14 protein-coding genes are annotated in these 15,191 nt (G+C 33.2%); all 14 read left to right on the forward strand.

Going from position 1 to position 15,191, the window contains the following annotated elements; all coding sequences use genetic code 11:
* Nucleotides 1-116 precede the first annotated feature (116 nt).
* Genes PF021_RS00100 through PF021_RS00165 form a run of 14 tightly spaced genes read left to right on the forward strand, consistent with a single transcriptional unit; the run spans nt 117 to nt 15,184 of the window.
* Nucleotides 117-944, forward strand: a complete 828-nt coding sequence (locus PF021_RS00100; protein ID WP_271020325.1) for a plasminogen-binding N-terminal domain-containing protein — start codon at nt 117-119, stop codon at nt 942-944.
* An 8-nt stretch (nt 945-952) separates the two neighbouring features.
* On the forward strand, nt 953-2,332 hold the full coding sequence (glcD, locus tag PF021_RS00105) for a glycolate oxidase subunit GlcD (RefSeq protein ID WP_271020327.1): 1,380 nt from the start codon (nt 953-955) through the stop codon (nt 2,330-2,332).
* Nucleotides 2,333-2,341: 9 nt separating this feature from the next.
* On the forward strand, nt 2,342-2,800 hold the full coding sequence (fabZ, locus tag PF021_RS00110) for a 3-hydroxyacyl-ACP dehydratase FabZ (protein ID WP_271020328.1): 459 nt from the start codon (nt 2,342-2,344) through the stop codon (nt 2,798-2,800).
* Nucleotides 2,797-3,585 carry an acyl-ACP--UDP-N-acetylglucosamine O-acyltransferase gene (gene lpxA / locus PF021_RS00115; protein ID WP_271020329.1) on the forward strand — a complete coding sequence of 263 codons (789 nt, stop codon included), beginning with the start codon at nt 2,797-2,799 and terminating at the stop codon, nt 3,583-3,585. Before fabZ ends, lpxA begins: the two co-directional genes overlap by 4 nt.
* Nucleotides 3,578-4,828, forward strand: a complete 1,251-nt coding sequence (clpX, locus tag PF021_RS00120) for an ATP-dependent Clp protease ATP-binding subunit ClpX (RefSeq protein ID WP_271020331.1) — start codon at nt 3,578-3,580, stop codon at nt 4,826-4,828. Before lpxA ends, clpX begins: the two co-directional genes overlap by 8 nt.
* A 12-nt stretch (nt 4,829-4,840) precedes the next feature.
* Entirely contained in the window at nt 4,841-5,875 is a 1,035-nt protein-coding gene (locus PF021_RS00125) for a rod shape-determining protein (protein WP_271020333.1), read from the forward strand.
* 3 nt (nt 5,876-5,878) lie between these two features.
* The gene (locus PF021_RS00130; RefSeq protein ID WP_271020335.1) at nt 5,879-6,733 is read left to right on the forward strand and encodes a rod shape-determining protein MreC; all 855 of its coding nucleotides are present in this window, start codon (nt 5,879-5,881) and stop codon (nt 6,731-6,733) included.
* A gap of 57 nt (nt 6,734-6,790) precedes the next feature.
* Nucleotides 6,791-7,948: a hydrogenase small subunit gene (locus PF021_RS00135; protein WP_271020336.1), complete on the forward strand. Its 1,158-nt coding sequence runs from the start codon at nt 6,791-6,793 to the stop codon at nt 7,946-7,948.
* Nucleotides 7,948-9,684 carry a nickel-dependent hydrogenase large subunit gene (locus PF021_RS00140; RefSeq protein ID WP_271020337.1) on the forward strand — a complete coding sequence of 579 codons (1,737 nt, stop codon included), beginning with the start codon at nt 7,948-7,950 and terminating at the stop codon, nt 9,682-9,684. Before PF021_RS00135 ends, PF021_RS00140 begins: the two co-directional genes overlap by 1 nt.
* Nucleotides 9,685-9,694: 10 nt before the next feature.
* Complete coding sequence (gene cybH, locus PF021_RS00145) at nt 9,695-10,375, forward strand: Ni/Fe-hydrogenase, b-type cytochrome subunit (protein ID WP_271020339.1); 681 nt, start codon at nt 9,695-9,697, stop codon at nt 10,373-10,375.
* Entirely contained in the window at nt 10,376-10,912 is a 537-nt protein-coding gene (locus tag PF021_RS00150) for a HyaD/HybD family hydrogenase maturation endopeptidase (RefSeq protein ID WP_271020342.1), read from the forward strand.
* The gene (locus tag PF021_RS00155; RefSeq protein ID WP_271020344.1) at nt 10,913-12,550 is read left to right on the forward strand and encodes a protein hydE; all 1,638 of its coding nucleotides are present in this window, start codon (nt 10,913-10,915) and stop codon (nt 12,548-12,550) included.
* A gap of 2 nt (nt 12,551-12,552) precedes the next feature.
* Nucleotides 12,553-13,947: a DUF2972 domain-containing protein gene (locus PF021_RS00160; protein ID WP_271020345.1), complete on the forward strand. Its 1,395-nt coding sequence runs from the start codon at nt 12,553-12,555 to the stop codon at nt 13,945-13,947.
* Nucleotides 13,948-13,969: 22 nt separating this feature from the next.
* Entirely contained in the window at nt 13,970-15,184 is a 1,215-nt protein-coding gene (locus PF021_RS00165; RefSeq protein WP_271020347.1) for a DNA recombination protein RmuC, read from the forward strand.
* Nucleotides 15,185-15,191: the final 7 nt, after the last annotated feature.

A 15,191-nucleotide genomic window follows, 5' to 3' on the forward strand; every position in this document is an offset into this window, starting at 1 on the left:
TTTGTGATTTTTCGCACACTATATTTCTTTAGTAAAATTAAATACTTTTACAATCTTTAAGCAATTTTTCATTACAATAGCAGGTTTTATTTTGTCATAGAGGTATTTTTATAATGATGAGTTTGTTTAAAGTGTTAATAGCATCTTTGTTTTCCATTTTATTCTTTTCTTCTTTGGCTTATTCTTCTCCGTTTGGCAATAAATTAATTGTTCCTATTGTTGAGATGGATAAGGATTCTGAACATTATGCTTATGTGCCCGCATTTGATTTGCGTGTTGGTGAGAGTGGAGAGATTATTAGATGGTTTGATAAAGATCACTCGGGGATTGTCGCAAAAGCTGCGATTGTAGAGGTTAAGGATAATTTAGCCAAGATTGCTTTTGAGCCTTTTGAAGGCTTGGAACAAAAGGCGTTTCCAACGCCAACACTTTTGCCTCAAAAGAATGATGAAGTAATATTTCGTGCATTCAATGATAGAGCATTTTTGATAGCACCATCACAAGACATATATGAGAAAATAAAGGACGCTTACCCAGATGTTACTTGGATGCACCCTGATTTGTTTGCTGCATATCTAATGGATGTAGGTCATACTGCACCTGTTAAATCTGACTTTAGAAAGGTATGCACACAATATGCAACAGGTATTGTATATATTGTTAATTTGAATGAGGGTCAAGCCCTAGATTGTCAGACATTTTCGGTTGTCAAGAAGGATTATATTACAGGAAGAGCACCGATAGAAGATAGAATGTTGCCATTTTTCTCTCGCATAGGAAATAATAATCAAGAGTGGTTTGAGTATTTTATTAATGATGTTAAAACACAAGATTATTACTTGTATTTTGATTCTTTGTTAAAAGGTGAGATTAAAGATGAAGATGCTACTTTCTTTGGTCGTATAAATAGATATTTTTCAAATACAATAAAGAATATTTTTTAGAGTTTGATATGCGTGATTCTCACTTTGAATACTTTAAAACAATAGTTGGCGATAATGATTGCTTTAATGATGAAGCACATATTCAAGCATATTGCTATGATGCAACAAGAGAGAGGGCATATCCTAAGTATGTTGTTTTTCCACATAATGAAGATGAAGTATCTAAGATATTAAGATATTGTAATGATAATCTAATCTCAGTTGTGCCTAGAGGTGCTGGAAGCGGTTTTACTGGAGGAGCATTACCAGTCAATGGTGGAGTTGTATTAGCATTAGAAAAACATATGAATAAGATTCTAGAAATAGATATGGAAAATATGGTTGCTAGGGTAGAGCCGGGTGTCATAAATGCTCATTTACAAAAGGAAGTTGAATCTCTTGGATTATTTTATCCACCAGACCCAGCAAGTGAGCAATATTCTACAATAGGTGGTAATGTCAGCGAAAATGCTGGTGGTATGAGAGCTGCAAAGTATGGAATCACAAAAGATTTTGTAATGGCTTTAAGGGCAGTATTGCCAAATGGAGATATTATAAGAGCCGGTAAAAAAACAATCAAAGATGTAGCAGGATACAATATTGCTGGTATTTTAATAGCAAGTGAAGGGACACTTGGTGTAATTACTGAAATTACATTAAAATTACTTGCTAAGCCAAAATTTTCTCAAAGTGCAATGGGAATCTTTCCTAGTATAGATAGTGCTATGAATGCAGTTTATAAAACTATGGCAAGCGGGGTAACACCTGTTGCTATGGAATTTTTAGATAACCTTAGCATAAGGGCAGTTGAGAGCAAGTTTCACAAGGGATTGCCTGTTGATGCTGGGGCGATTTTGATTACTGAAGTTGATGGTAGTTTGCAAGAGGATATTGATTATCAAATCAAAAAAATAGAAGAAAAATTCTATGAAAATGGTGCTATTAATTTTATAAAGGCACAAAATTCTGAAGAAGCAGAGAATCTATGGTTTGCAAGAAAGAATGCTTCTCAAAGTATTACAATATATGGAAGTAAAAAATTAAATGAAGATATAACTGTGCCTAGAGCCAGTCTACCAAAGCTATTATCAAAAATACAAGAAGTATCAGATAAATATGGAGTTATTATACCTTGCTTTGGTCATACTGGCGATGGCAATGTGCATACAAATGTAATCGTTAATGGTGGCGATGAAAATGAACTTAAAAAAGGTCATCAAGCAATAGAAGAAATATTTAAAATCACAATAGAGTTAGGAGGCACACTAAGCGGAGAGCATGGAATAGGAATTTCAAAAGCACCATTTATGAAGTTAGCTTTTAATGAGTGTGAGATGAATCTATTTAGAAGTATAAAAAAGGCATTTGATCCAAACAATATTTTAAATCCGGGTAAAATGGCATTATAAAGGACAAACATGATAGATATTCAAAAAATAAAAGATATTTTACCTCATAGATACCCATTGTTATTGGTTGATAGAATCGTTGATATAAAGGTTAATGAAAGTCTTAGTGCATATAAAAATGTAACAATAAATGAAGATATATTTAATGGTCATTTTCCAGGACAAGCAGTGTATCCGGGAGTGTATATAATTGAAGGTATGGCTCAAGCTGGTGGCGTATTGGCTTTCATTAGTATGTTTGGCGAAGATTCTGCTAATAATGGGGATAAAATAGTTTATTTTATGAGTATAGATAATGCAAAGTTTAGAAAGCCAGTTGTTCCGGGAGATAGGCTTGATTATAAGCTTGAAGTCTTAAAGCATAAAGGCGATATTTGGGTTTTGCAAGGGTATTGCTATGTAGATGATAAAATGGTAGCTCAAGCAGAGTTAAAAGCTATGATTGTAGATAAAAAGGCTGAAAGATGAGCAAAATCGCTAGTAGTGCAGTAGTAGAAGAAGGTGCTATTTTAGGCGAGAATGTCGAAATAGGGCATTTTTGTTTTATAGGTAAAGATGTAAAAATAGGTGATAACTGCAAAATACACAATAATGTAACGATTGTTGGTAATACAACTTTGGGGATTGGAAATGAAGTATTCCAAAATTCTGTCTTAGGCACTAAGCCACAAGATTTAAAATATAACGATGAACCAAATGAGCTAATTTTTGGTAATTTTAATAAGATTCGTGAATTTACAATGATAAATCCAGGAACAGAAGGTGGTGGAAGTATCACTAAAATTGGAGATTCAAATTTGCTAATGGCTTATGTGCATGTAGCACATGATTGTATTATAGGCAATAATTGTATTTTGGCAAATGGTGTTACTCTTGGTGGTCATGTAATACTTGGGAATCACATAAACATAGGAGGCTTAACCCCAGTTCATCAGTTTGTAAAAATTGGGGATTATGCTATGGTGGCTGGTGCTAGTGCATTATCACAAGATATTCCTCCGTTTTGTATGGCAGAAGGAAATAGAGCTGTAATTAGAGGATTAAATCTTCATAGGTTACGCAAAAATTTTGAACACCACGAAGTTGATAAGATTAATAGTGCTTATAAGCGGTTATTTGTGGCTAATAAACCCATAAAAGAAATAGCAAGCGATATTTTAGCTGAAGATTGTGATTTAAATGTTTCAAATTTATGTAATTTTATAATTCAATCAACTAGAGGCATACCTTTTGTGAGGAAGAATAATGAGTGAACGAGTATGTAATTTTTGTAAATCAAAAGAAACAAATAAGAATCCATTAATTACAGGAAATGATGTATGTATATGTAAAAATTGCGTTATTGCATCTTATAAAATAATTTTTGGTGTGGAAGATGAGTATGACTATAAAAATAGTGAAGAAGATAGCAGTATAGATGACAATTTGATTCCACTAATACCACCAAAAGAATTAAAGGTTACACTTGATGAATATGTAATAGGACAAGAAGAAGCAAAAAAGGTATTTAGCGTAGCTGTATATAATCATTACAAAAGAATATCTCAAAATGTTGGCGATGATGATGTAGAAATTGCAAAATCAAATATCTTGCTTATAGGTCCAACTGGTAGTGGCAAGACATTAATGGCACAGACTTTAGCAAGATTTTTAAATGTCCCAATTGCAATTTGCGATGCTACAAGTCTTACAGAAGCTGGATATGTTGGAGAAGATGTAGAAAATATATTAACTAGATTGCTACAAGAAGCAGATGGTGATGTAAAAAAGGCAGAGAGAGGAATTATATTTATAGATGAGATTGATAAAATATCTCGTCTATCAGAAAATAGATCTATAACAAGAGATGTATCAGGTGAGGGAGTTCAACAAGCATTGCTAAAGATAATAGAAGGAAGTGTTGTAAATGTTCCTCCAAAAGGTGGTAGAAAGCACCCTAATCAAGAATTTACTCAAGTAAATACAAAAGATATATTATTTATTTGTGGTGGTGCATTTGATGGGCTAAAAGATATTATCCAAAGACGCACAAGTGGAAATACTCTTGGATTCCATAATGTTAAATTAGAGCAAACTTTAAAAGATGATTTGCTAAGCAAAGTTGAACCAGATGATTTGGTATCTTTTGGGCTTATACCAGAGTTAATAGGTAGATTGCATATGATAGCTACTTTGGGAGAAATCACAAAAGAAGCAATGATTTCAATACTTAAAACACCTAAAAATTCTTTAGTTAAACAATATAAAAAACTTTTTGAAATGGACGGGGTTAATTTAATTTTTGAAGATGATGCACTAGAAGGGATAGCCAATTTAGCAATAGAGCGTAAAACAGGTGCTAGAGGTCTTAGATCTATTATGGAAGAAGTTATGCTGGATATTATGTATGAGTTACCGGAGCTAAAGGGATATGATGTGATTATTACAAAAGATTCTGTACTAAAAGCTTCAAAACCAATATTGGTAAAACAAAAAAAGAATAAAAAAAGTGCTTAAGGAGAGAAAGATATGCTAATAGATAAGATAATTGGTTGGTTTTCGCATGATATTTCTATTGACTTAGGAACAGCAAACACAATAGTAATAGTAAAAGGGCAGGGTGTAATAATAAATGAGCCATCAGTAGTAGCAGTCCAAAATGATAGGTTTGGTAAAAATAAAATACTAAGCGTAGGACAAGAAGCAAAGGAAATGGTAGGCAAAACCCCCGGAAGCATAACTGCAGTTAGACCAATGAAAGATGGAGTTATCGCTGATTTTGATATGACAGAGAAAATGATACGCCACTTTATAGAAAAGGCACATAAGAGAAAAGCATTAATGAGACCACGAATTATAGTGTGTGTGCCATATGGACTAACTGGAGTTGAAAGAAAAGCAGTAAAAGAATCTGCAATGAGTGCTGGAGCAAGAGAGGTGTTTTTAATTGAAGAACCCATGGCAGCAGCTATTGGTGCTGGGCTTCCAGTAAAAGAGCCTAAAGGTAGTTTGGTGGTTGATATTGGTGGTGGAACTACTGAAATTGGTGTTATTTCTCTTGGTGGTTTGGTTATTTCAAAGTCTTTAAGAGTTGCTGGTGATAAGCTCGATTGTGCGGTAGTTGAGTATGTAAGGAGAAAATATAGTCTTCTAATAGGAGAGAGAACTGGAGAGGAGATTAAAATTGGAATTGGTTCTGCAATTAGCTTACCTGAACCTTTAAGTATGCAGGTTAAAGGTAGAGACCAAGTAAGCGGTCTTTTAAATACAATAGAGCTTACAAGCGAAGATGTAAGAGAAGCTATGAAAGAACCGCTAAAAGAAATATCAAATGCCCTAAAAGATGTGCTAGAGCAAATGCCACCTGATCTAGCAGGAGATATAGTAGAAAATGGGATTGTCTTAACTGGAGGTGGAGCTTTAATTAGAGGGCTAGATAAATATCTATCAGAGATAGTGAAATTACCTGTATATGTTGGAGAAGAGCCATTATTGTGTGTAGCAAAGGGAACGGGTAAAGCATTAGAAGAAATTGATGTATTACAGCAATTATCCTATGAGTAATGTATGAGAAAACTTGCTCTTTGGGTTCTTTTTTTATCAATTGTATTGTTTTTATCCATTAGGCTTTCTAAGGAGATTCATGCACAAGTGTTGTATTTTTCTGATTTAGTGAAAGTTGGGGTTTTAAACTTAAACAATAATGTCGTCAATACAATTACAAGGCATTTTGACCAAGCAAAACAGATTAAACATTTAAATAATGACTTAAAAGACAAGGAAAAGATAGCTTATGAGTTGGAGTTTCTAAAATCAGAATATAATGCCCTGCTATCTTCGGTTAATTCTACATTTGGTATGGAAATGCCAAATATGCAACTAGCAAGAACACTATCTTATGTGAATATAAATGACTATACAAAGGTATGGCTAGAATCTCATACTGGTAGAAATGTTGATCATTCGGTAATTTATGGGTTGGTGGTAGATGATAAAGTAGCAGGTATTGCAAGATATGAAAATGAAAGACTAATAGGCTACCTAAATGGTGATGAGAAGTGTAGTTATGGTGTTGTTGTGGGTGAGAATAAATTAGGTGGGGTTGCCAAATATGATTTAACAAAAGGATTCATTGTTGATTATATACCTTTGTTTCCTGCCATTGAAGTTGGTGATTTGGTTTATACAAGTGGTTATGATGGAATCTTTTATTCTAATATTTTTGTAGGAGAAGTTACTGGAATAGAAAAGAGACAAGGTTATCAAATCGCTACTTTAAAAGTTGCCATAGATGATGTATCGCGCTTATATTGGTTGATTGATATAGGTAATGAACATGTATTAAATAATATTCACCTAAATGACAACAACTCTACTGATTCAAATGAAACTAATTTTAAAGATTTGATAAATATAAATTAAAATATAAAATATTGTGATAGAATTAGGTTAATTTAAAGTTAAACTTAAGGGGGTTTTATGGACATAATAGAAGAATCTTTGTTTAGTAAGGCAGAAGCTAGATTAAATCAGCTAAAAAAACTGCCCGCTCTAAAAAAGGATAGAAGCATTACAAAGGCTTTAAAAGAGCATGGAATATCAAGAAGAGATTTTATGAAATGGGCTGGTGCTATGACTGCTATGCTATCTTTGCCGGCTAGTTTTGCACCATTGACTGCTAGAGCTGCTGAAGTAGCTGATAGATTACCTGTGATTTGGTTACATATGGCAGAATGTACCGGCTGTAGTGAGAGCTTGTTAAGAAGTGATGGTCCTGGCATTGATAGTCTTATATTTGATTATATTTCTTTAGAATATCACGAAACATTAATGGCTGCTTCTGGATATCAAGCAGAGCAAAACTTAGAAGACGCTATTGAAAAATACAAAGGAAGATATGTTCTAATGGTAGAAGGTGGTGTCCCAACGGCATTAGAAGGGCAGTATTTGACTATTGGCGCACATGGTATGACTGGTTTAGAGAGTGCTAGAAAAGCTAGTGAGAATGCAGCTGCTATTTTTGCTATTGGAACTTGTTCTAGCTTTGGTGGGATTCAAGCAGCAAACCCAAATCCAACTGCATCAAAGCCTCTAAGTGCCGTTACAAATAAGCCTGTAATTAATGTTCCCGGCTGTCCTCCTAGCGAGAAAAATATAGTTGGAAATGTATTGCATTTTATTTTATTTGGCACATTACCTAGCGTTGATGCGTTTAATCGTCCAAAATGGGCATATGGTTTAAGAATCCACGATTTATGTGAGAGAAGAGGGCATTTTGACGCAGGTGAGTTTGTGCAAACTTTTGGCGATGAAGGTGCTAAGAATGGGTATTGTCTATATAAAGTAGGCTGTAAAGGACCATATACATTTAATAACTGCTCTAAACTTAGATTCAACTCTCATACTAGTTGGCCTATACAAGCAGGACATGGTTGCATAGGCTGTAGTGAGCCAAACTTCTGGGATACAATGGGACCATTTGAAGAACCTATGGCAAATAGATTGTTTAATACTCCTATGTTTGGTGGTGCTGATAAAACAGCAGATAACATAGGAATCGCACTCTTAGGAGCAGCAGCTATTGGTATGGCAGCACATGCAGTATTATCAAACATTAAAAAAGATAAGGAGCAATAATGACAAAGAGAATTATTGTAGATCCAATTACTAGAATTGAGGGGCATTTAAGAATTGAGGTTATTGTAGATGAGAACAATATAATACAAGAGGCGTATTCTAGCTCTACACTATGGAGAGGATTGGAAGTAATAGTTAAAAATAGAGATCCTAGAGATGTTGGATTTATGGTGCAAAGAATCTGTGGTGTTTGCACATATTCGCATTATAAAGCCGGTATTACAGCAGTAGAAGATGCACTTGGTATTGAAGTGCCATTTAACGCACAAATGGTTAGGGCGTTAATGAATGTTTCTTTGGTATTGCATGATCATTTAGTGCATTTTTATCATTTGCATGGGCTTGATTGGTGTGATATTACTTCTGCACTAAAAGCAGATCCAAAAAAAGCTTCAGAATTAGCATTTAAATATTCCAAAAATCCTATTGCAACTGGTGCTGATGAGCTAAAAGCAGTGCAAGAGAGGGTAAAAAAGTTTGCAAGTGGAAAACAAGGCTTAGGACCTTTTGCGAATGCGTATTGGGGACATGGGACATATAAATTCACACCAGAGCAGAATCTAATAGTATTATCACATTATCTTAAAGCATTAGAGATTCAAAGAGTAGCCGCACAGCTTATGGCTATTTTTGGTGCAAAGCAACCACACCCTCAATCTTTAAGCGTTGGTGGTGTAACTTGTGTTATGGATATATTAGATCCTTCAAGACTTGGTGATTGGCTTACAAAATATAAAGAAGTAGCCGATTTTGTGAATCGTGCTTATTATGCTGATGTTGTAATGGCTGCTGAAATGTATAAAAATGAACCTAGCGTGTTAAAGGGTTGTGGAGTTAAGAATTTTATCAGTTATGAGGAGATTCCTGTAAATAAAAGCGAATTTTTATATAGCACTGGTATTGTGAGAAATGGTGATATATCAAAACTTCTGCCACTTGAAGAAGATCTAATAACTGAAGAGGCAACTCATTCATGGTATAAAGAAGATAAACCTCTTCACCCATATGATGGAGAGACAGAGCCAAATTATACTGGATTTGTAGATGCAGATACTATTGGACCTGATGGGAAGCCAATTCATACTAAAGCATTGCAATTAGATGGAAAATATAGCTGGATTAAATCTCCTAGATATAATGGTGAGCCTATGGAGGTTGGACCATTGGCTGCTATTGTTGTTGGATTAGCAGCAAAGAATCCTAGAATCACAAAAATTGCTACACAATTTTTAGAAGATACTGGATTACCTGTTGAGGCATTATTTACAACGCTTGGAAGAACGGCAGCTAGAGTGTTAGAATGTAAACTTTCTGCTGATTATGGTATTGAAGCATTTAACTCTTTGGTTGAAAATCTAAAAACCGGCGATCAAGCTACATGTGCTCCTTATAAAATAGATAACAATAAAGAGTATAAAGGTAGATATATAGGCAATGTTCCTAGAGGAATGCTTAGCCATTGGATAAGAATTAAAAATGGTGTTGTGCAAAATTATCAATGCGTAGTGCCTAGCACATGGAATGCTGGACCAAAAGATTCAAAAGAACAAATGGGACCTTATGAGGCTTCATTGGTTGGGACAAAAATACAGGATTTAACACAGCCTTTAGAGATAATAAGGACTATACATTCATTTGATCCTTGCATTGCTTGTTCTGTGCATGTGATGGATACAAAAGGGCATGAGCTTGGAGAGTATAAGATAGATCCAATAGCAATTGGTTGTAATATCTAAGGAGATTCCTATGGAGAAGAAATATAAAGCAGTCTATGAGTTCTCAAAACTCACTAGAATCCTCCATTGGGTTAGGGCTATTTGTATAGTTATACTTACAATAACTGGATTTTATATTGCATATCCGTTTATAGCACCTGATAATCACACTGGTGAGCCTACTGGATTTTTATATGCATTAATGAGGAGTTGGCACTTGATACTTGGATTTGTATTGATTGCTATTTCTATATTTAGAATCTACTTGTTTGCATTTACTAAAGAGTGTTCTTTTGAGAGAAGATCATTTTTAGATGTGGTAAATCCAATTGTGTGGTTTAAAGTTTTGAAAGCTTATTTGCTAGTTGGTGGGCATCCTCATTTAAAGGGTGCGTATAATCCTTTGCAAATGGTTACATATATAGGTGTTATGTTGCTTATTATTGGCATTAGTGTTACTGGATTAATATTATATGCACATGTGTATCATAATGGTCTTGGTGGTGCTATCATGCCATTTACTAGAGAGCTTGAAGTGCTTTTTGGTGGATTAGCAAATGTTAGGTTTATACATCATATATTAACTTGGGCGTTTATTATATTCTTACCTATCCACATATACATGGCTTCTTGGAATGCTACTAGATATCCCGGTGCTGGTATTGATACTATAATTAGTGGATATAAATTCGAAAAAGAAGAGCAACATTAATTGAAGATTCTAGTTTTAGGTATTGGAAATATACTATTTGGAGATGAAGGCATAGGCGTTCATCTATCGAATTTGTTAAAGCTTAATTATACTTTTAATGGTGAGCATGAAGTTGTGATATTAGATGGTGGCACTATGGCACAACATCTAATCCCTATCATTACTGAATATGATAATGTGCTAGTTATAGATTCAGTGGATGCAAACGACGCTAAAATAGGAGATGTTTATTTCTTTGATTTTAGCGTTATACCTGATAATATCACTTGGGCTGGTAGTGCTCATGAAGTAGAAATGCTCCAAACTTTAAAAATGATAGAGATGTTAGGCGACTTGCCTCCTACTAAGATTTTGGGTGTTAAGCCATTTATAATAGGTGAAGATCCAACCTTTAGCCTATCTCCAAAAATATTAGAATCTGCAAAAACAATGGAAGCACAAGCAGTAAAGCACCTAGAATCTCTTGGTGTGGTTGTTACAAAAACTGATAATAGAGATTTGCAAGAAATTGCACATCATTCTTATAGAGGGTATTAAGTGATAGCTTCTTTTGTCTTTAGCAAGATAGATGATTTTGGGTTTTGCGATGAGGTTTTGTATTTTTTTGTAGAAACTTTAGATAAAGCATGTGATGATTATAAGCTTGAGCATAGATTTTTAATAAATACAGATTCATTTTGCCTAGAAGTATGTGGAGATGATACAGATATTTTAGAGTTTGCAAACCATATCTCTCGTGTTATACCTCTATCTTTGCAATGGTGCTTTAGAGAGCTAAAAGTTATTTTAGAATTTAGTGCAGATTCAACAACAAAGATTCAGCACAATTTTGATGTAAGTAGATTTATAAATCCACTAGAAATCTCTAAAATAACCAATATAGATAGTGAATATTTTTGTGATTTATGGGGCGATTTTGTGTGTTTTAAACAAAGTAAAATGCAACTTTTTAACAATAATGCAAAACTAGAAATACACAACAAAGAATCTTTAAAAGAAAAATTGCAAGAAATATCACGATCTTTAATTAATGGTGATAGTGTATTTGTTAAGACTATTTTTGGCAAAAAAGAGATAATTTTATTCAAAGAAGATTCAAGCAAAGTAGATGGGGATTATATTTTTATGCCATTTTGTCTAAATTCATTACAGACAATATTTAGAGTAAAACAAGAAGAGCTTCAAGCATTAGCCACAATAGAAAAACCAATAATAACGCTAAAGCCAAAGTCTGTATTTAAGAATCTCTTAGGCGATGATACAAAATGTATTTTGCCTTTTGAGCCTTTATTAATTCTATTAGTTAAGTTTTTGCCAGATTATAGTGGGCTTTATTTAAGAGATATTGGAGATTCTAAGAAGTCTTTTGGTGTGTGCTATTTTGTGCCACAAGATTTTAAAGAAGCAGAAATTAGTGTTGGTAGTAATTCTTTAATTTTAAAGCATAATTTTTGTGATTCTTCTTTTGCTAATGAAGCTAAGAGAGTTATTGTAAAAAATAATCTACTAAAGACTTGTGCTATATATCTTGGGAGAGATAAGAGTAGTGTTTTTGTGTATTTTGATGCTTCTTTTAAAGAGCCAATTAAGTTTGCATATGAGACAAATTTGAATCTTATATTTAATGAATTAAAGATTCAAAGTGAGACTACAAGCAAACTTTATAATAACTTTAAAAAAGAAAATGAAAGTTTGTGTAATGCTATAGATGGGATTCCTAGTGTTAGTAAGTATTCATCAAATTTACTTCATTTAGTTGGTGTATGTGGTGTTTTGCTCAATTTAGGAGAGTGTGATGAAGACTTGTATGAAGTCTCACAAAGAGTGTTTACATGTGCTAGTGAGTTTATGGGGGAAAAAGGTCCTAGAATTGATTTTAAGCTAGTTAGGGATTTGGATAATAAAATACATCTTGATACTTTTAAGACAATTAGGTCTGTAATGAGCTTCAAGCTTGCTGGTGTTGAGAGGGAATTACTTTGCTTTGGGATAGTGGATTCTTTGGCTGAATTTTTTGCAAACTTCGCTAGAGATATGAATGAAAATTATCAATTAAAAGATGTGATTATTTGTGGTGAAATGTTTTTAAATAAGCAATTTTTGGATAAGTTTATACACTACTATGCGAAAAATAATGAGATTTTTCCATGTGAAGTTATGGAGTTTAAGGAGTGATTATGAATAGCGTTGAGATTCTCTCTGCGGGGGGGGGGGCTAATTTAGAGCCTTCTTTAGCTTCAACTATTAGCTCTTTGAAGCTTGAGAAGATTTGTGAGTTTATAACTTTAACTATCTCCCAAGAGACACTTAGTTTTATAAACAACAATATAGATTTAATATATTCTTGGATTACTTCTTTAGAATTTGAAGTCAAATATAAAAATACAAAATTCCCTCCGCTCATGAAACCCAGCGTTATTGATTATAAACAGCTTCCAGCAAATATTGCTTGGGAGCTTAATATTCCTCTGCCAAAATGCAGATTCATATATGCTACTGGACATGGTAGTGGTGGGACAGCAATGCTTCATTTTTTAAGAGCATTATATGATGAGAGTGGTTATTTTTTAAATGTAAGTTATAGTGAATCTTTGGCAAAAGACAGATATATTTATCATTATAAGAATCTTGTAGATAATGCTGATAAAACAAATGCCATAGCGATTTTAGATTATGGGCTTAGCAAATATGGGAGCAGACTTGATAGGGATAAGTTTTTTGCACTTTTACCAAGAGATGTGCCATTAATTATGCAAGTTAGAGATCCTATTTCTGTTATAAAGCATGGATTTCATAAAAGTGGTGGTGTTGGAACTAGGGTTACTTTAGGCTTAAATAGTGATTTTAATACACTATCTTCATATATTTCGTGGGATGGGTACACAAGAGAGTTGGTGCCAGTTTATGATAGCTTTAAGATCCAAAGTTTTATTTATCATTCTTTGCTTAAGAGTATTGCTAGTCCTTGTGTTTATTATGTTGATTTTGATGATATTGCTAAGGAAAATGTTTTAAAAACAATGGAAAATATTGCTAATGCATTTTCTTTATATGCACCAACTAAAACAGAGCATTGCAAAAAGATTTTTTGTGCAAAAATGTTTAGAGGTGCATTGCATAATCTATGGCATACATATCCGCTAACGCTTATTGCAAGAGCTAGAGATATAGGATTGGATAGCGATTTAGAAGTTCAGCTTTATATCTCAAAACCAGCTACACATTTTGGTGGGTGCTTGGATATTATTTCTTTATTTGCTTGTGAGTTTAGCGATGATATATGTGTGTATATTACAGAGGATTCTTTTGGAATTTTAAAGAGCAATGAGGTTTTATATAAGGCTACTTTTGATTATGTAGAGAGACTTTTGTCATTTTTGTGTGATAAATCAAAAGAATATGATTCACAAATCACACTTACAATACAAGATGTATTAGAATATTTTAGAGGTAACAAAGGCGCTAGGGAGAATCTAAAAGAGATTTTAGATTATGAATTAGCACATATTAAAAAGCATAGAGAGGATATTGTCAATAATTGGCAATATTATTTGGAGTTTGATAGAATCTAATAAAAACTTTTAGGGTTCTTGCTTGTTAGAGATTATTATTGGTTGTTGTTTAGTATTATGTGTGATTGTTGGTTGGCTTTTTATAAGACAAAGAGTTCTTTATAGCAGCCTAAAGGTGCAGTTAGCATTAAAAGAAGAGCTATTAAAAGAAAAGGAGCTTCAACTAAAGAATATAAAAGAAGAAGCAATGCTGCAAAAATCACAGCTAGAAGAGCATTATCAAAGACTATTAGAAAACCAACAAAAGTTTGCTAAAGAATCTTTAGAATCATTAGAAGGTAAATTTGATAAAAACCTAAAAGAAACTCAACAAAACTTTCTAAATCAAAATAAACTCCAAATAAGCGAGGATTCAAAAAAGATATTAGATTCTATCTTTACACCTATAAAGCAGAGTATTGATGATTATTCAAAGCAACTAATCAAAAATGAAGAATCTCTAAAAGTAAATATAGACCATATTTTTAAATATACACAAAACATAGGAGATAAGGCTGATAAATTAGCTAGTGTACTAAAGGGCGATAAGAAGATTCGAGGGAATTTTGGTGAGTTGCAACTAAAAAATGTCTTAGAGCAAAGTGGGCTTAAAGAGGGTGAGCAATATAAATTGCAAGAAAGCTTACGAGATGAAAATAACAATAGATATGCTCCTGATGCGATAATTTATTTAAGCAAAGATAGGAGTATTGTTGTAGATTCTAAGTTTTCTTTGCCCAGTTTTGATGAGAGTAGTGATTATGAATTACTCTCAAAAGAAATAGCAAAAAATATAAAAGCAAGAATTGATGAGCTAAGCAAAAAACCTTATGCCTATATTGCTAATGCACATGAATTTACGCTTTTATTTTTGCCATATCAGAATCTGCTTGATTTAGCATTGGATAGTGATTCATCAATCTATCAATATGCTTATTTAAAAAAGGTCTATCTAACCACACCAAATACACTCTTTATTGCATTAAAGACAATAGATGCAACATGGATTAAGATAAATAGTAATACAAATGTTCTAAAGGCTTTTAAAGAAATTGAGAATTTTTATGATAAGTTTTCTAGTATTTTAGATGATTTTGATAAGGTTAAAAAGACTATAAATACTTTAGTAAATGCAAGTGAAGATATGGATAAGAAGCTAAGCAGTGGCAAGGGGAATTTGGCAAATAGATTTGATAATCTAAAGGCTTTAGGTCTAAAGGTGCAAAAGGAAATTAAGCAAGACTACTTAAAGGAATAGTAAAATT

The organism is Helicobacter ibis, from assembly GCF_027859255.1.
Classification (GTDB): domain Bacteria; phylum Campylobacterota; class Campylobacteria; order Campylobacterales; family Helicobacteraceae; genus Helicobacter_D; species Helicobacter_D ibis.